At 69.9% G+C, this 17,312-nt stretch carries 17 protein-coding genes; 13 read left to right on the forward strand and 4 right to left on the reverse strand.

All coding sequences use genetic code 11. The annotated features are described in order from the left end of the window. Positions 1 to 81 precede the first annotated feature (81 nt). Positions 82 to 828, reverse strand: a complete 747-nt coding sequence (locus ACIP79_RS10960) for an SDR family NAD(P)-dependent oxidoreductase (protein WP_383683241.1) — start codon at positions 826 to 828, stop codon at positions 82 to 84. Between the two features lie 829 nt (positions 829 to 1,657). On the opposite strand from ACIP79_RS10960, the gene ACIP79_RS10965 reads away from it, so the two are divergent. From ACIP79_RS10965 to ACIP79_RS10995, 7 genes are all read left to right on the forward strand, one after another. Continuing rightward, complete coding sequence (locus tag ACIP79_RS10965; RefSeq protein WP_401221941.1) at positions 1,658 to 2,935, forward strand: MFS transporter; 1,278 nt, start codon at positions 1,658 to 1,660, stop codon at positions 2,933 to 2,935. 407 nt (positions 2,936 to 3,342) lie between these two features. Continuing rightward, positions 3,343 to 4,491: a fatty acid desaturase gene (locus ACIP79_RS10970; protein WP_401221943.1), complete on the forward strand. Its 1,149-nt coding sequence runs from the start codon at positions 3,343 to 3,345 to the stop codon at positions 4,489 to 4,491. Positions 4,492 to 4,530: 39 nt separating this feature from the next. Continuing rightward, positions 4,531 to 4,986, forward strand: a complete 456-nt coding sequence (locus tag ACIP79_RS10975; RefSeq protein WP_401221944.1) for a cobalamin-dependent protein — start codon at positions 4,531 to 4,533, stop codon at positions 4,984 to 4,986. After that, entirely contained in the window at positions 4,983 to 6,356 is a 1,374-nt protein-coding gene (locus ACIP79_RS10980; protein WP_401221946.1) for a methylaspartate mutase, read from the forward strand. Before ACIP79_RS10975 ends, ACIP79_RS10980 begins: the two co-directional genes overlap by 4 nt. A gap of 40 nt (positions 6,357 to 6,396) precedes the next feature. After that, positions 6,397 to 7,371, forward strand: coding sequence for a quinone oxidoreductase family protein (locus ACIP79_RS10985; RefSeq protein WP_401221948.1), 975 nt, complete (start codon positions 6,397 to 6,399; stop codon positions 7,369 to 7,371). 42 nt (positions 7,372 to 7,413) lie between these two features. Continuing rightward, positions 7,414 to 8,667, forward strand: a complete 1,254-nt coding sequence (locus ACIP79_RS10990) for an ATP-grasp domain-containing protein (protein WP_401221949.1) — start codon at positions 7,414 to 7,416, stop codon at positions 8,665 to 8,667. Between the two features lie 131 nt (positions 8,668 to 8,798). Further along, positions 8,799 to 9,437, forward strand: coding sequence for a uridine kinase (locus tag ACIP79_RS10995; protein WP_401221950.1), 639 nt, complete (start codon positions 8,799 to 8,801; stop codon positions 9,435 to 9,437). A 296-nt stretch (positions 9,438 to 9,733) separates the two neighbouring features. Here ACIP79_RS10995 and ACIP79_RS11000 read toward each other — a convergent pair whose 3' ends face one another. After that, positions 9,734 to 10,477 (reverse strand): SigE family RNA polymerase sigma factor, encoded by a 744-nt coding sequence (locus ACIP79_RS11000; RefSeq protein WP_383683228.1) that lies wholly within the window; start codon positions 10,475 to 10,477, stop codon positions 9,734 to 9,736. 307 nt (positions 10,478 to 10,784) lie between these two features. Here ACIP79_RS11000 and afsQ1 point away from each other — a divergent pair, with 307 nt between their 5' ends. The 5 genes from afsQ1 to ACIP79_RS11025 all read left to right on the forward strand — a co-directional run bounded on the left by afsQ1 (position 10,785) and on the right by ACIP79_RS11025 (position 14,663). Beyond that, entirely contained in the window at positions 10,785 to 11,462 is a 678-nt protein-coding gene (gene afsQ1, locus ACIP79_RS11005) for a two-component system response regulator AfsQ1 (RefSeq protein WP_037625670.1), read from the forward strand. Next, a complete protein-coding gene (locus tag ACIP79_RS11010) occupies positions 11,459 to 13,048 on the forward strand; it encodes an ATP-binding protein (RefSeq protein ID WP_401221952.1) in 1,590 nt (529 codons plus the stop codon). The genes afsQ1 and ACIP79_RS11010 overlap by 4 nt, the downstream gene beginning before the upstream one ends. Then, positions 13,045 to 13,659 (forward strand): hypothetical protein, encoded by a 615-nt coding sequence (locus ACIP79_RS11015; RefSeq protein WP_401221954.1) that lies wholly within the window; start codon positions 13,045 to 13,047, stop codon positions 13,657 to 13,659. Before ACIP79_RS11010 ends, ACIP79_RS11015 begins: the two co-directional genes overlap by 4 nt. Before the next feature lie 108 nt (positions 13,660 to 13,767). Then, the gene (locus ACIP79_RS11020; protein WP_401221955.1) at positions 13,768 to 14,319 is read left to right on the forward strand and encodes a VanZ family protein; all 552 of its coding nucleotides are present in this window, start codon (positions 13,768 to 13,770) and stop codon (positions 14,317 to 14,319) included. A gap of 140 nt (positions 14,320 to 14,459) precedes the next feature. After that, positions 14,460 to 14,663 carry a PspC domain-containing protein gene (locus tag ACIP79_RS11025; RefSeq protein ID WP_383683221.1) on the forward strand — a complete coding sequence of 68 codons (204 nt, stop codon included), beginning with the start codon at positions 14,460 to 14,462 and terminating at the stop codon, positions 14,661 to 14,663. A 113-nt stretch (positions 14,664 to 14,776) separates the two neighbouring features. On the opposite strand, the gene ACIP79_RS11030 is transcribed toward ACIP79_RS11025, so the two are convergent. Beyond that, on the reverse strand, positions 14,777 to 15,130 hold the full coding sequence (locus ACIP79_RS11030) for an ATP-binding protein (RefSeq protein WP_401221958.1): 354 nt from the start codon (positions 15,128 to 15,130) through the stop codon (positions 14,777 to 14,779). A gap of 142 nt (positions 15,131 to 15,272) precedes the next feature. Further along, on the reverse strand, positions 15,273 to 16,427 hold the full coding sequence (locus ACIP79_RS11035; protein WP_387187194.1) for an adenosine deaminase: 1,155 nt from the start codon (positions 16,425 to 16,427) through the stop codon (positions 15,273 to 15,275). Between the two features lie 113 nt (positions 16,428 to 16,540). Between ACIP79_RS11035 and ACIP79_RS11040 the strand changes: the two genes are divergently transcribed. Then, a complete protein-coding gene (locus tag ACIP79_RS11040) occupies positions 16,541 to 17,302 on the forward strand; it encodes an alpha/beta fold hydrolase (RefSeq protein ID WP_401221959.1) in 762 nt (253 codons plus the stop codon). Positions 17,303 to 17,312: the final 10 nt, after the last annotated feature.

The following is a 17,312-nucleotide window of genomic DNA, read 5'->3' on the forward strand; positions in this document are numbered from 1 at the left end:
GGGGACGGGCGTCGGGGAATCGCGCCCATCACGAAGAAGCCGCACGGCTTTTCGGCTCCACGCGGCGGGGTCGATCGTGGATCACATGTAGAGGCCGCCGTTGATGTCGATGACGGAGCCAGTGGAGTAGCCGGCGCTCTCGGAACACAGGTGCAGCACGCTGCCGACGGCCTCGGCGACCGTGCCGTAGCGGCCCATCGGCAGTGCGGCGAGCACGGCCTTCTTGGCCGCCTCGTCCCGGCGCTCGAAGGCACCCGCGACCCGGGCCGTCGCGATGGGCCCGTGGGCGACCACGTTGGCCACCACGCCGGTGCCGGCGAGCTCGTGTCCCAGTTGCTTGGTCATGCCGATGACGGCCGCTTTCGCGCCGACGTAGGCGGCGTTGTTGAAGTGGCTGTAAGTACGCCCACCTGCGGAGGCGAAGTTGACGATGCGGCCGTAGCCGTCCTCCACCATCCGCGGCGCACAGACCTTGACCGCGATCCAGGTGCTGATCACGTTCTCCAGATGGGTCTGTTCGAAGTGGTCGCGGGTGAGGTCCGCGTACCCGATGACCCGGGTGTCCCCGCCGACCCCGTTGACCAGAACGGAGGGCGCGTGCCGCTCGACGATTTCGGTCAGCTGCCGCTCGGCGGCGGAGATGTCGGTGATGTCGCCGACGACGAACTCGACCTTTGTCCGTTCGGCGAGTTCGTCGGCGAGACGGGAGACCGCCTCCTCGTTCCGGTCGAAGAGGACGAGCGGATTCCCTTCCTCAGCAAGACCTCGGGCCACCTCCGAGAGGATTCCGCCGGCGGCACCGATCAAGAGCGCAGTACGTGCTGTCACTTTGCTATTCCTTGGCTTTTCCGGGTTGGTGACCCTGAACGAGCAGGGCCCTTGTGGGGGTAGCTCGGTAAAACGCCATGCCAAAACAAGCCGACTGGTTTTCGGCCACGGCGAAACAGGAGTGGTTGACACGTAAGAGGCAATGACCCCCGACAAGAGGAATGGCTACTTCCTCAAGAGGAATGCTTCCCTCGACTTCTCCCGTACGCCGAAACGCGCCAAGGGGAGAGTCTGGCACCCCCCGGCTCCACCTAGACGATCACGCAACTCTCGGCCCGTGTCAACGAGTTACGGACAACCGTTCGTCCGATGTTCGCAATCGCGCCAGGGCGACACGCCTCGGTCACATCCACTTGCCTAACCGCCCGGATATCGTTGATCCTTGCCGACGGACGTATCCGGCCGACGATCGATAACCGGCCCATCCGGCCACCGGCAGTATGGGACACCGACCGCCGAACCTGTGTGAACACGGTATGAAATGGCTCCGGGCCGCACCGTCCGAGGCCACTGGCATTCTGGAGAATTGGACATCTCGGGCAGCGCCCGAGGCCTGGACGAGGGGGAGGAAACACCGGTGGTTGACGCAATAACGGATAACATTCCGGCCAGTATGTCGCCGGAATCGGCCATTCTCGCCGGCCGACTCTGTCGCCGGCCGGCCTCCCCCACCGCGTGTTTCACGACACTGCCCGCAGACCGGTAACAGCCTGCGCCCCACGCAGGTACCCGCGTCCGGAGGGTCCACCGACCCTCTCCGGCCGCGGCTCCCCACCTGACGGGCCGCCGCACAACGGCGCCCGCGGACCGACGACCGGATGAACGGACCATGCAGCCCAACTCCCCTTGGCGGATACCCGATTTCCGCACCCTGTTCACCGCATCCGCCCTCAGCCAGCTCGGCGCGAACATCAGCTACGTCGCCGTCCCGCTCGTCGCCGTCACGGCGCTGGACGCCAGCCCCGGTCAGGTCGGCGCGCTCGCCACCCTGAGCACGATCGCGTTCCTGGTCATCGGCCTGCCGGCCGGCGCCTGGGTGGACCGGCTGAGCCACCGCCGGGTGCTGATCGTCGCCGACCTGGTCCGGGCGCTGCTCCAGCTGACCGTGCCGGTGGCATATTGGCTTGATTCCCTCACTCTCGCTCAGTTGTACGTGGTCGTCCTGCTGAACGGCTGTGCCACGGTCTTCTTCGACGTGGGTTCGCAGAGCGTGCTGCCTCAACTGGTCGGGCGGGACAGCCTCGTCCGGGCCAACGCCGACATCAACACCCTGATCGCCGCCGGGAACGTGGGCGGTCGCGGCGCGGGCGGCGGCCTCGTCTCGCTGGTCGCGGCACCCGCGGCGGTGCTCTTCAGCGCCGGCACCCATCTGGCGTCGGGCCTGACCCTGCTCTTCCTGCGGCGGACCCCGGCGCCGGCCGCGCCACCGGCCGGCCGGAGCACCCGGTTGCGGGCCCAGATCGGGGAGGGGGTACGGCACGTCCTGGGCAACAGGGAGCTGCGGGCCCTCGCGCTCACCGCAGCCCTCGGCAACCTGGGCTCGTCCGTGATCAACACCATGCTGCCGATCTACTTCGTGCGTGAACTGGGCCTTTCCGGTGGCGCGTTGGGCCTGTTCTGGGCGGCCGGCGGGGCCGGTCTGCTGCTCGGTGCCCGATGTGCCCGGCCGGTCGCGGCCCGCCTCGGCTTCGGCCGCACCCTGGGCATCGCCGGGCTCTGTCTGGCGCCCTCGGGGCTCCTGGTGCCGCTGGTCGACCGGGGGTTCTGGCTGTTCGTCGCGGGAGCGGGCTGGTTCCTCGCCATGTTCAAGGTGGGCATGGACAACGTGCTCGGCGTCAGCCTGCGCCAGCGGATGACCGCCGACTCGCTGCTCGGCCGTATGAACGCCACCTTCCGTTTCCTGCTCACCGGGGCGCTCGCCATCGGCGCCGCGATCTCCGGCGTGCTGGGCGAGTTGATCGGCGTGCACGCCACGCTGTGGGTGGGCGGGGCGTTCGTGGCGACGGCCTTCATCCCGGTGTTCCTCTCCCCGGTGCGCACCCGGCGCGAGCTGCCTGAGCAGCAACAGACGATCAGCGCGGAGAAAGCACCCGCGGCGGAGTCCTGACCGAGTCCGAACGGACCGGTTCAAGACCGCCGGCATCAAGTGATTGACCGGAAACAGTGGATCCACGAACGACGGACCCACGAAGGCACAGATGGACGGGAACAAAACCGCGGATCCACGGGCCACCGGGTCAAGAGCCGCTTCAGCACGCCTTTCGGAATGCTCAATACCGGTTCTCCGGAAGCGATTTCACGTGGATTTCACAGTTCCCCCGACGCAATGATGAACGCGTTCAGTCGACGATTGAAAAAGGTTGACCTTACCGGCGAGTGCCTGTCAGGATCATCGGCGCACCGAACCGATCTCAGGCACTCACAAACTCCCTGACCTCAAGGAGTGCGATGGCAGCCATCGACAGTGGCTTCCGAACCGAAGGCATTGCGGATTACCTGGATCCTCGCGAAACCATGCGCGCTCTGCCCCGGTTCACCCAGTACCCACTGACCCTCTTTACCGGGAAACCCCTCGCAGGGCAGAAAGCCCTGTCCTGGTGGACACCCGGATTTCATCTCGCGACGGCCGCGCTCTCCATGGCACTCGGCGTCGCGATCAGCTCCACGGCGCTGATCCTCGGCGGCTTCTGGCTGCTTCTCCTGCTGCCGGGCTGGGCCGTGACCCTGCACGGCATGCGCAACCTGCGCATGATGATCTACCACCAGTGCTCGCACCGGAACATGTACCGCAAGCGGCGCCTGGACACGGTGATCGGCCGGGCCACCTCGAGCCTGCTGATCATCCAGAACTTCGCCCGCTACAGCCGCGAGCACGTCAGCGATCACCACGCCGCCCACCACATGACGCTCCGCGACCCCACTGTCCAGGCGTTCCTGGTCAGCCTGAGCCTGCGTCCTGGGATGACCCGTCGGCAGATGTGGCGCCGGGTCCTGGGCAAGCTGTTCTCGCCGTGGTTCCACCTCAACTTCACGGTGGCGCGCGCCCGTTCGTTCTGGCACGACTCCGCCCCGGCGGAGAAGGCGATCAGTCTCACGCTGTACGGCGGCGCGGTGGCGGGCACCGTGGCGACGGGCACCTGGCAGGCGCTGCTGATCGTCTGGTTCGTGCCGTTGCTCCCGCTGTTCCAGGTGAGCAACACCCTGCGGCTGTGCGTGAAGCACACCTTTCCCGAGCCGCATCTCGAAGTGCGGCGTGGCAAGGAGTACTTCGGGAGTCTCACCAACGCGATATTCATCGGCGAGCCGGCACCTTCCCCTGATCTGCCGTTCCTGAGACGCACGGCGGCGTGGTTCGGCTGGACCGCCCGTATGGTGTTCGTGCACGCACCGTCGCGTTATCTGGTGCTCACCGGGGACACCGTGGTGCACGACTTCCACCACCGTTATCCGTCCACGCCGAAATGGGCGAACTACATCTTCGAGCGGCAGGCGGACGCCGACCGGGGAAGCCCGGGATGGGGTCCGTACAAGCAGGCGTGGGGGCTGGTCCCCGCGATCAACCTCGTCTTCGACTCCCTTTCCGTGGCCGACTCCGAGGAATTCGACATCAAGCGTCTGCGCGAGGTCAGCAAGCGGGAATTGTTCGCGGCTTTCGACGATTAGTCACTGCGCCATCCGCCCATAGTCCACCGGGGGTTATCCATGCGGCACGAATTCGCACCACAGGCAGAAGAGACGCGCACCGTCATCCTCGGCGTCGCCGCCAGCGACAGCCACGTCGTGGCCAATCACCTCATCGCCCACGCCCTGCGCGCCCAGGGATTCCACGTCGTTAACCTCGGCACCTGCACCCCGGTCGCCGAGTTCGCCGAAGCGCGTACCGAGCACCCCGAGGCCGAGGCCGTGATCATCGGCAGCCTCAACGGGCACGCGTACGAGGATCTCCAGGAACTGCCCGCGGCCCGCGCCCAGGGCCTGCTGGACTGCCCCGTCATCCTCGGCGGCAACCTCTCCGTGGGCAGCCACAAGGAGAGCGCCGACATCGAGCGACTGCGGCAGCTCGGGGTCGATGTCATCCTGTCCGACCCCGAGCTGCTGCCGGCCACCCTGGACGAGCTGCGCGAACGCGCCCTGGCCAGCCCCGCCGTCGCCTCATGACCGACCCCGTCACTCCGCCCGAACCGCCCGACCTGCCCACACTGGACGAATCCCTCACCTATATGCGGGAGTTGGGCAAGCCGACCGCCGCCGAGGTGCTGCACGCCGCACGCGCCGAGGGGCGCATCGCGCTGCAGCCACGCTGCGGGGTCGGCTCGCACGCGCAGATGACGACGCTGTTGCAGGACCTGGAGCGGCATGCCGCTCCGGACATCCTCACGCTCACCATCGACTCCCACACCCGGCTCAAGCGGTTCGACAACGCCAGGGCGGCGCTGCTGCGCAACCCGGCTGACCTCAACGGCTACCCCCTGGTCACCCACGGGTGGCTCAGGGGGCGCCAGTTGAACGAGGCCGTGCGGGCGCCGCTGGAGGTCCGGCACGGCTCGCCCGACGCGCGGCTGCTGTTCCGTACGTCGGTGGCGTCGGGCATCACCTCGTTCGAAGGGGGCGGGATCTCCTACAACCTGCCCTACTCCAAGGCCGTTCCGCTGAGCGAGTCGCTGGCCGCCTGGCAGGAGGTCGACGCGCTGTGCGGGGACCTCGCGCGGCGCGGACTCGTCGTGGACCGGGAGCTGTTCGGCACCCTGACCGCCGTGCTCGTGCCGCCGTCGATCTCCCTCGCCATCAGCGTCCTGGAGGCGGTGGCGGCGGCTCGCGAGGGCGTGAAGTGCATCTCGGTGGCGTATCCGCAGGGCGGCCACTTCGAGCAGGACGTGGCCGCACTGCGGGCGGTCCCGGCGCTCGCGGCCCGCTATCTGCCCGAGGACGTCGAAGTCCACGCCGTACTGCACGAGTTCATGGGCGTCTTCCCCCGCGAGCGCTCGCATGCCGAGGACCTCATCCTGTACGGCGCCCTGGTCGCCCGGCTCGGCGGCGCCACCAAGCTGATCACCAAGACGTACCTGGAGGCGTACGGGATCCCCGACACCCGCGCCAACATCGACGGGCTGCTGCTCGCCTCCCGCGCCAACTCCCCGCTGCTGGACTTCATCCAGCTCGACGAGGAACGAATAGGGCGCGAAAGGGAGTTGATCCTGCGCGAGGTGGCCGAGATCGTGGAACCCGTACTCGCGTCCGGCGACCTCTACAAGTCCGTCGCCACCGCCTTCGAGGAGGGACGGCTCGACATCCCGTTCAGCGCCAGCCGCTACGCCCGCTCGGAGGTCATTCCGCGCCGAGCGGCCGACGGTGCCATACGCTATTTCGCCAGTGGATCACTGCCGTTCTCGGCCCGCACCCGCAGGCTCAACGAACAGGGCCTCGAAGCGGCGGACGGCAGCCGGCTCGGCGACATGGTGAAGGGCCTGACCTCGGACATCAACCACTTCCTGAACGTCTTCGGTGAGAGCCCGGCCGTCCCGTCCTGAGCACCCCAGCACGTCACAGCACCCCCGCACAATCCAGGAGTTGGCAGAGAACATGCAGTCCATCCGCGTGACCAAGCCCGGCGACGCCTCCGAACTCCGCGCGGAGGAGGTCGAGTCACCCGTACCCGGCAACGGCCAGGTCCTGGTCCGCAACACGGCCGCGGGCGTCAACTTCATCGACGTCTACTACCGCAACGGCACCTATCCCGCCGAGGCCCCCTTCACCCCGGGCCAGGAGGGCGCGGGAGTGGTCGAGTCCGTCGGCGCCGGCGTGACGGCGTTCGCCCCGGGCGCCCGTGTCGCGTACGCCACCCAACTGGGCGCGTACGCCGAGTACACCGTGGTCCCCGAGGCCAAGCTGATCCCCGTACCCGACGATGTCGACCTGGCCGACGCCGCCGCCGTCACCCTCCAGGGGATGGCCGCGTACTACCTGACCCACCAGACGCACGCCGTCGCCGAGGGCGAGACCGTGGTGGTGCTGGCCGCGGCGGGCGGCCTCGGCCGGCTGCTCGTCCAACTGGCCGCGGCCCGCGGGGCGACGGTCGTGGCCGTCACCTCCAGCCCCGAGAAGGAGCGGATCGCCCGCGAGGCGGGTGCCCGGCACACCGTCGGCTACGAGAAGTTCGACGAGGCGGTCCGCGAACTGACCGACGGGAAGGGCGCCCAGGTCGTCTACGACTCGGTGGGCGCCGCCACCTACCTCACCAGCCTGCGCAGCGTCGCCCGCCGGGGCACGCTCGCGATCTGCGGCCTCTCCAGCGGCGCGGTGCCCCCGCTGGACATCGAACTGCTGCGCGGCGGCGGCTCGTTGTTCCTGACCCGGCCCACCATGAAGGACCACGTGTACGACGCCGAGACACTGCGCGCCGCCGGGGCCGCCGTCTTCGGCTACGTCGCCGACGGTGTCCTCAAGCCGCACATCCACGCGTCCCTCCCGCTGGGCGAGGCCGCCGAGGCGCACCGCCTGCTGGAGAGCCGTGCCACCACCGGCAAGCTGCTGCTGACGCCCTGACCCCGTCCCCGACCTTCTCAACCCACCACCACAGGAGCACAGATGGCCGAGCCGACCAGCAGCCCCCAACTCCTCTTCGTCGGCGGAGCGGGGGACGCCACTCTCGCCGTGGACGTCGTGACGGACGCCCTCACCCAGGCACGCGCGCGCGGCCTGCGCGTCCACGTCACCAACCAGGAAGCCACCATCGCCGCCACCCCCACCATCTCGGCGCAGGCCGACGCGGTGTCCGCGGTGGACTTCGCGGAGCGCGGCGCCAGCGCGGCCTGGGCCCGGGAGCGGGTCGCGGCCGGGGACCGGTTCGACATCGTCTTCGGCGTACGGGAGATGGCGCAGGAGGCGGTCGCCGAGGTGGCGGACGCGCTCGGCGTCGCGGGCAACCCGCCGCAGGCGGTGCACCGGATCCGCACCAAGGACGAGGCCCGCGCGGCTCTGGCCGCGGCCGGTTTCCGCCAGCCCCTCTTCCGGGTCTGCGCGGACCAGCGGGAGGCGGCCGACTTCCTCACGCACTCCACCGGCCCCTGGGTGGTCAAGCCGCGCGACGCCATGGGCAGCGAGGGCGTGACCCGCGTCGACGGCGCGGACGAGCTGCCGGCCGCGCTCGACTTCCTGCCGGACAAGGCCGCCTTCATCGTCGAGGAGTTCATCGAGGGCCCCGAGTACAGCGCCGAGGGCGTCTTCCTCGACGGGGTTCCGCACATCCTCGCCCTCACCTCGAAGGAACTGCTGCCGCCGCCGAACTTCTTCGAGATCGAGTACGTCATCCCGGCGATCGTGCCGGACGCGCAGCGCGAGGAGATCGAACAGCAGGTCTCCGCCGCGCTCACCACCCTGGACTTGCGCTACGGCCAGTTCCACGTCGAGCTGTGGTGGACCACCGGCGGTGTCGTCCTCGGCGAGGTCCACATCCGCAACGCCGGCGGCTGGATCCACCGCATGCTCCCCCATGTCATCCCCGGCCTGGAGTGGTTCGGCCTGGTCTTCGACGACGTCCTGGGCCGCCCCGTCGACCGGGACGCCCTCAAGCCGATGCGCGGCTCGGCGATCCGCTTCCTCACCCCGCCCCCGGGACGCCTCACCGCGATCGAGGGCTGGGACGAGGTGATCGCCCACCCGTCCGTGATCCACTCCGAACTGACCGTGTCGGTGGGCGACGTCATCGAGCCGCACCGCTCGGTCGGCAACCGCGTGGCGCTGATCGCGGTCGGCGCGGACACCGCCGAGGAGGCGCAGGCACTGGCCCGGAAGCTGGACGCGTCGGTCCGGTTCGTGACGGAGCCCGTGCCGGCGTCGTGACGGAGCCCGTGCCGGCGTCGTGACGGAGACCTCGTCGCACTGACCGGAGCGGGAGTCCCGGGACAGGGATAATGTCCGGGACGTCGCCGGCAGGCGGCGAGGCCAGGTCGAGTCACAGAAGGTACAGAGAATTGGGTTCCCATCCCCCGATACCCGCCCGTGTGGTGCTGCTCTGTGGCCCCTCCGGCTCCGGGAAGTCCCTTCTCGCGGCCGACTCCGGCCTCCCCGTGCTCCGCCTCGACGACTTCTACAAGGAAGGCACGGATCCGACGCTGCCCCTGGTGGAGGACAGCGCGGACATCGACTGGGACCACCCGCTGTCCTGGGACGCGAGCGCCGCGGTCACCGCGATCGAGGAGCTGTGCCGCACGGGCCGTACGACCGTCCCCGTGTACGACATCTCGCTGAGCGCCCGTACGGGCAGGGAGGCGCTGCGCATCGAGCGGACTCCGCTGTTCATCGCGGAGGGCATCTTCGCCGCCGAGATCGTCGGGCGCTGCCGGGAGCTGGGGCTGCTGGCCGACGCGCTGTGCCTGTCCCGCGGCCCCGTGACGACGTTCCGCCGGCGCTTCCTGCGGGATCTGCGGGAGGGCCGCAAGTCGGTCCTCTTCCTGATGCGCCGCGGCTGGCGGCTGATGCGCGCCGAGCGCTCCATCGTGGCCCGCCAGACCGCCCTGGGCGCGCACCCCTGCGACAAGGACGAGGCCCTGGGCCGGCTGACCGCGGCGGCGGCCGGCCGGTGCGCGGCCGCGCGCGAGGCCGCGGCGTAACGGCGCGGACGGACCGACCCGCACGACGAGGGCGCCGGTTCCCGGCCAACGAAAAGAGGTCCAGGCGGACCCCCCGTCCGCCTGGACCTTTCCCGTTTCCCCCGTTGTGCTCAGGGCCCCCCGGCCCTGTCGTGCTCAGGGCCCCCCGACCCTGTCGTGCTCAGGGCCCCCCGACCCTGTCGTGCCCGGGGTCCCCCGACCCCGTACCGCTCCGAGGCCCCCCGGCCTCGGTGGGGTCCCCCGACCCCGTTCGGTTCCCCCCGGAACCGCTCCCCCCGCGGTTTCCCCCCAGACCTTCAGGCGACCAACTCCCCGAAGGACTCCTCCTCGTCACGTCCGAAGCTGAGGACCTCGTCCTCACGCATCCGGCGCAACGACCGCCAGATGCTGGACTTCACCGTGCCGACACTGATGTCGAGGATCTCCGCGATCTCCGGGTCCGTGCGGCCCTCGTAGTAGCGCAGGACCAGCATGGTGCGCTGGAGTTCGGGCAGCCGGGCGAGCGCCTGCCACAGCACGGCGCGCAGTTCGGTGCCGCGCATCGCGTCCGTGTCACCGGCGGTCTCCGGCAGTTCCTCGGTCGGGTACTCGTTCAGCTTGCGGCGGCGCCACGCGCTGATGTGCAGATTGGTCATGGTGCGGCGGAGGTAGCCCCCGACCGCGGCCTTGTCACTGATCCGGTCCCAGGCGCGGTACGTCGAGAACAGCGCGCTCTGCAGCAGGTCCTCGGCCTCGAAGCGGTCACCGGTCAGGTGGTAGGCGGTTGCGTACAGGGAGGCGCGGCGCTCCTTGACGTAGGCGGTGAACTCCGCCTCCGACACCGAGTGCCGCTCCCCTGTGGCCTCCCCGTACGCGGCTCCCCCGTGAGCCTGTCCCCCCGCGTCAACCACCGTCATGTACGACCCGGTGTGCTGACGCCCGGTGCCGCGAGCGCACCCCCGCCCGCTCACGGCACCGGACTTCTCCGTGTTCCGGGAGACGGTGACGTCGTGAAGACGCGTGACAACTGCGCTAGTGCTGGTGCTGTGCAGCGTGTTCATCTCGCGCCCCCCGTCGTGGAGTCCCGGTTCTTCGGTTCGTCCGTCGTGCTGTCCTGCTCGTGTCGAAAAGCTTGCCCGGGCCACTTCATGACGGTGTCCGCCGACTGTCACAGACCTGTCACAGGGGCCGTTCGCAGGCGCGGCACGGCGGGGGGAAAGACCGGTCACAGAGAAGAGCGGTAGCGCTACGCGGACGACCGATCCGAGGACTCCTCGCGCGCGGGAGACGGGCGGCTGCACCGGATCCCCCCGAACGAAGTTCGGGGGAGGTCGATACACCGCCGTTCGATGGGCCAGAATGACGTTCGTGCCTTCCCTGTTGCTGATCGAAGACGACGACGCCATTCGCACGGCCCTGGAGCTGTCGCTGACGCGCCAGGGGCACCGTGTCGCCACCGCTGCCACCGGCGAGGACGGTCTGAAGCTGCTGCGTGAGCAGCGGCCGGACCTGATCGTGCTGGACGTGATGCTGCCGGGCATCGACGGATTCGAGGTGTGCCGGCGCATCCGGCGCACCGATCAGCTGCCGATCATCCTGCTGACCGCGCGCAGCGACGACATCGACGTCGTGGTGGGTCTTGAGTCCGGTGCCGACGACTATGTCGTCAAGCCCGTGCAGGGCCGGGTGCTCGACGCCCGGATCCGTGCCGTGCTGCGCCGCGGCGAGCGTGAGGCGAACGACTCGGCGTCCTTCGGGTCCCTGGTCATCGACCGCGCCGCCATGACGGTCACCAAGAACGGCGAGGACCTGCAACTGACGCCCACCGAGCTGCGGTTGCTCCTTGAGCTGAGCCGCAGGCCCGGACAGGCCCTGTCGCGCCAGCAGTTGCTGCGGCTGGTCTGGGAGCACGACTACCTGGGCGACTCACGTCTGGTCGACGCGTGCGTGCAGCGGCTGCGCGCCAAGGTCGAGGACGTGCCCTCCTCACCCACGCTCATCCGTACCGTCCGGGGAGTCGGCTACCGGCTGGACAATCCTCAGTGACCAAACCGCAGGACAAGCTCCGCGGCTGGGCCGCGGCGCGCAGGGCGATCCTGTCCGGGCTGCGCTTCACCAGTCTGCGGCTGCGCCTGGTGGTGGTGTTCGGACTCGTCGCGCTCACGGCGGCCGTGTCGGCGTCGGGCATCGCGTACTGGCTCAACCGCGAGGCGGTGCTGACCCGTACGCAGGACGCGGTGCTGCGTGACTTCCAGCAGGAGATGAACAACCGCGCGAGCATGCTCCCGGTGAACCCGGCGCAGGCCGAACTCCAGCGCACGGCCGGGCAGATGTCGGCCAGCAGCCAGCGCTTCAGCGTGCTCCTGGTCGCCGAGGACGCCGACGGCAGGCGGATCACCGGCAACTCCGCGCTGGACACCTTCACGCTGGAGGACGTGCCCAAGTCCCTCCAGAAGGCGGTGAACAAGGAGCAGCGGATCTCCTCGAACAACAAGTCGGCCTACCACCTGTACTGGCAGCGTGTCACCGACGACGACAAGCCGTATCTGGTGGGCGGCGCCAGGGTGATCGGCGGCACCACGACCGGTTACATGCTCAAGTCCCTGGAACCGGAGGCGAAGGACCTCAACTCCCTCGCCTGGTCCCTGGGTATCGCGACCGGTCTGGCGCTGATCGGCTCGGCGCTGCTGGCGCAGGCCGCCGCGACCACGGTCCTCAAGCCGGTCCACCGCCTCGGCATCGCGGCCCGCAGGCTCGGCGAGGGCAAGCTCGACACCCGGCTGCGGGTCTCCGGCACGGACGAACTCGCCGATCTTTCCCGGACGTTCAACCACACCGCGCAGGCGCTGGAGAAGCGGGTCGCGGACATGAGCGCCCGCGACGAGGCCTCGCGCCGCTTCGTGGCGGACATGTCCCACGAACTCCGTACGCCGCTCACCGCGATCACCGCCGTCACCGAGATCCTGGAAGAGGAACTGGACGCGGAGACCGGCAGCGTCGACCCGATGATCGAACCGGCCGTACGGCTCGTGGTCAGCGAGACCCGCCGGCTCAACGACCTGGTCGAGAACCTCATGGAGGTCACCCGCTTCGACGCGGGCACCGCCCGGCTCGTGCTGGACGAACTGGACATCGCCGACCTGATCACCTCGTGCATCGACGCGCGCGCCTGGCTGGACGCGGTGGAACTGGACGCCGAGCGCGGGGTGATGGTGCGCCTGGACCCGCGCCGCCTGGACGTGATCCTGGCGAACCTGATCGGCAACGCGCTCAAGCACGGCGGCTCGCCGGTCCGGGTCTCGGTGCGCGAGGAGGCCGACGCCCTGGTGATCGAGGTCCAGGACCACGGTCCCGGCATCCCCGAGGACGTACTGCCGCACGTCTTCGACCGTTTCTACAAGGCGAGCGCGTCCCGCCCCCGGTCGGAGGGCAGCGGTCTCGGGCTGTCCATCGCCCTGGAGAACGCGCACATCCACGGCGGCGAGATCACCGCGGCGAACTCGCCCAAGGGCGGTGCCGTCTTCACGCTCCGCCTCCCGCGGGACGCGTCCGAGGTGCTCGCCGACGACCCCGGCGACCGCGGCGGGGACGAGAACGCGAACGGGAACGGCACGGAGGCGACCGCCGGATGACGACCGTACGACGACGGTCCGTCCGTCCGTGGGCGGCCCTCGGCCTGCTGGCCGCGCTGCTCGCGGGCTGCGGCATCCGCCCCACCCAGGTGCCCACGGACTTCGGCCCGGCGCCCTCCCGGGTCCCGTGCGCCCTGTCGGGCGAGATCTCCACCCAGACCTCGGGCGGCGTCCCGGTCCAGGTCTTCCTGCTCTGTTCCGCGCAACTGGTCACGGTCGACCGGTCCGTGGGCATCCCGGCCGGTACGGCGGAGGCGGCACGGCGCGTCCTGGTGGCCCAGGGGCTGCTGGACGAGCTAGCCGAGACGCCCTCGGCGGCCGAGCGGCAGGCAGGTTACGCCACGGACGTACGCGGCGGCATGACGGTGAGCGGTCCCGAGCCCAGGGATCCCGAGGACACCCTGCGGCTGAGCACGCCGCCGGACGACCTCACCCGGTTCGCCCTCGCCCAGATCGTGTGCACCTTCGCCGAGTCGGCGGCGGCCCAGGACGACGGCTCGGTCATCCTCGGCGGCCCGGAGACCAGCCAGCTCAAGCGCTATGAGTGCACCGGCGAGGTGCGTTCCGCTCCGGGCACCCAGTCGCCGCCCTCGACAAGCGTGGAGCGCTGAGTTCCGGGGAGTCGGCGTCCGCCGCGAACGCGGGTGTGGCGTATGCCTCAGCCCCAACCTCCCCATCGGGGCGGAACCGATCGCGCCGCACCCCGCGTCTTGGGGAACGTGCAGCGTGAAGGTTCAGGCGGCGGCAGTGCCGCGATCCGCGTCCGGGTGGCAGGAGGTCTCCTCCTCGTCGCGCACCTCGTGCTCGTCGCCTGGATCACCCTGCGCCCCCTGGACGTGCCCTGGGTGAGCGCCGCCAACCTGCGGCCCTTCGCCGGCATCAGGGCGGATCTGGCGCTGAGCCCGCGGGAGGCGGCCTGCCGGATCGGCGAGGGCCTGGCGCTGCTGGCCCCGCTGGGGCTCCTGCTCCCGATGGCCGGCGGGAAGCTCGCCGTCTCACCGCTCGGCTCGCTCGTGCGGACGGTCGCCGCGGGCGCGCTGCTCTCGCTGGGCATCGAGCTCCTGCAGACCGGGGTGCCCGGTCAGGTGGTGGACGTCGACTCCCTGCTGCTCAACACGGCCGGTGTCGCGCTGGCCCACCTCGCGGTCGTACCCGCCGTCCGGTCCGGACTACGCCGCCGGGCGGAGAGGCGACGACGGGCCGTGCTCCAGCGGGAGGACACCGCTCAGGGGCGGACCCCGACGATTCCCAGGGTCGGGATCGCACCGTAGGGCGACGCTCCGGCCGCCCCGCTTCCGTAGCTTTGTAGGCACAGAGTCACTCAGGCAAAGAGTCACTCAGCCACAGGGCCACGGAGTCCCGCCGCCACGGCGGACAGGTCGCCTGGCCCACGGTTCGCGAAGGAGCCCCGATGAGCGCCATTGCCCGCCCGACCAACGGCCGCATGATCGGCGGAGTGTGCGCAGCGCTGGCACAGCGCTTCGGCACCTCCGCGACCACGATGCGCGTGATCTTCGTCGTGTCGTGTCTGCTTCCCGGCCCGCAGTTCCTGCTCTACATCGCGCTGTGGTTCCTGTTCCCCTCGGAGGACAAGGCCCGCGCCACGTCCTGGTAGCCACACGACCGCGTGGACGGATGACCGCGTAGTCGCACCACCGCACGGCGAAACGCCGGTGGGGCGCACCCCTGATCGGGTGCGCCCCACCGGCGTTCGTCCGTGCGACCGCCTCAGCCGAGCGGCACGCCGTTCACCGGCAGGCCGTGGGTGGGCAGGCCCTGCAGCGGCAGGCCGCCGAGCAGCCCCGCCACCGGCGCGGTCGGACCGTCGGCGAGGACGCGGGCGGCGGCCGGTCCCGCGGCGGCCACACCCGCGCCGAGCGCGCTCTGTCCCTGGGTGAGCGCCTCGCCCGCGCCGGGGAGCGCCTTGGCCACGTTCTCCGCGGGCAGCGTCGCGGTGACGGTGTCCAGGGGGGACGAGAGGTCCGGAGCGGCCGGCGCGGCATTCGCGGCACCCGCGCCCGCGGCGGCGAAAGCGGCACCGAGAGCGGCGACACCGAGGGTCTTGGCAGCAGACTGCTTCATCTTGAACGCGTCCTTGGATACGTGAGACAGGGATGTGAGCGGTCCCAGACCGTAAACACGCAAAGCGGCCTTCCGCAAACATCGGGAAAAGGCCGAGTCATGGAGAACAAGTGAAGAACCGGCCGCTTCCCGCCCCGCCCCTTCAGCCCTCGTCCTCCACAGAACCGCTGGTGGAAGCGGTCTGCTGGAACAGCCAGGCGGACTTCAGTTCGGCGTACCCGGGCTTGATCACGTCATTGATCATGGCCAGTCGTTCATCGAAAGGAATGAATGCTGACTTCATAGCATTGACAGAGAACCACTGCATGTCGTCGAGCGAATAACCGAACGCGTCGACAAGGTGCTCGAATTCCAGACTCATGCTGGTACCGGACATCAGTCGGTTGTCCGTATTAACCGTCGCGCGGAAATGCAGCCGCCGCAGCAGCCCGATCGGGTGGGCGGCGTAGGAGTCGGCGGCGCCGGTCTGCAGGTTGGAGCTGGGGCACAGCTCCAGGGGGATGCGCTTGTCCCGTACGTAGGAGGCGAGCCGTCCGAGCTGGACGGAGCCGTCCTCCTGGACCTTGATGTCGTCGATGATCCGCACCCCGTGCCCGAGCCGGTCGGCGCCGCACCACTGGAGCGCCTGCCAGATCGAGGGAAGCCCGAAGGCCTCTCCGGCGTGGATGGTGAAGTGGTTGTTCTCGCGCTTGAGGTACTCGAACGCGTCGAGGTGCCGGGTGGGCGGGAAGCCGGCCTCTGCACCCGCGATGTCGAAACCGACGACACCCAGGTCCCGGTAGCGGTTGGCGAGTTCGGCGATCTCCAGGGAGCGGGCGGCGTGCCGCATGGCGGTGAGCAGCGCGCCGACGCGGATACGGTGGCCGTTCTCGCGGGCCCGCCGCTCGCCCTCCCGGAAGCCCTCGTTGACCGCCTCGACGACTTCTTCGAGGCTGAGCCCGGCCTCCAGGTGCTGTTCGGGCGCATAACGCACCTCGGCGTATACGACGCCGTCCTCGGCCAGGTCCTCGGCGCACTCGGCGGCGACCCGGACGAGCGCCTCGCGGGTCTGCATGACGGCGCAGGTGTGGGCGAAGGTCTCCAGATACCGCTCCAGGGAACCGGAGTCGGCGGCCTCGCGGAACCAGACCCCGAGCTTGTCGGGGTCGGTCTCGGGGAGACCGGAATAGCCCATGTCACGGGCGAGTTCGACGATCGTCCCGGGGCGCAGGCCCCCGTCGAGGTGATCGTGCAGCAGGACCTTGGGCGCCCGGCGGATCTGCTCCGAGCTCGGGGTGTTCCGGATCTGGCTCGTCATTTCCGCACTCTAGCCCCTACGCGCGTAGATCTCTCGCCGGGCAGAACCGTCGATACGTAACGGTGACCCTGCGGACGGGTCGCGTACACCGCCGCTTCTGAGACTGTTCTGTCATGGCACACCAAGCGACGCCGGTTCGCAGGGCCCGGCTGGGGAGGGCACTCGGCTCCGAGCCGACGGCGGTCAGCGGGGTCGTCCTGCTGCTCCCCGGTGGCGAGGAGATCTCCGCCCGCAGACCGTCCTCGATGTGGGCGACCGCCTCCGTCCACGCGCTGGGGCGCCGCCTGACCCGCGCCGGACGCACGGAGGGCCTGGTCACACATGTCGTGCACTACCGGGTCCGGGGCTGGAACGGCAGCGAGGCGGAGCTGGCGGCCGACGCGTCCTGGGCCGCCGACGAGGTCGTACGCCGGTACGGAGACGTCCCCGTGTGCCTGGTCGGCATCGACATGGGCGGCCGTGCGGCGCTGCGCGCGGGCGGTCACTCCGCCGTCAACTCCGTGCTCGCGCTGGCTCCCTGGCTGCCCGAGGAGGATGTGGCGGCGCCACCCGAACCGGTGAAACAGCTCGCCGGGCGGCGGGTGCTGATCGTGCACGGCACGAACGACGAGCGCACCGACCCGGAGTTGTCGTTCCGCCTCGCGGCGCGCGCGAAGAAGACCAACCGTGACATCTGCCGCTTCGAGGTCCACTCCGACGGGCACGCGCTGCAACAGCACCGCGGTGAAGTCCTCTCCCTCGCCGAGGACTTCGTCCTCGGCTCGCTGTTCGGCCGCTCCTTCTCCCGCCCGGTCGAGGACGCGTTCGCCGCGCCGCCGCCGCTGGGTCTGCGGATGCCCCTGGCGGCGGGCTTCGGACGGTCCCTGCGCCGATAGGGGGTGCCGT

It is taken from the genome of Streptomyces sp. NPDC088747, assembly GCF_044751025.1.
Taxonomy (GTDB): domain Bacteria; phylum Actinomycetota; class Actinomycetes; order Streptomycetales; family Streptomycetaceae; genus Streptomyces.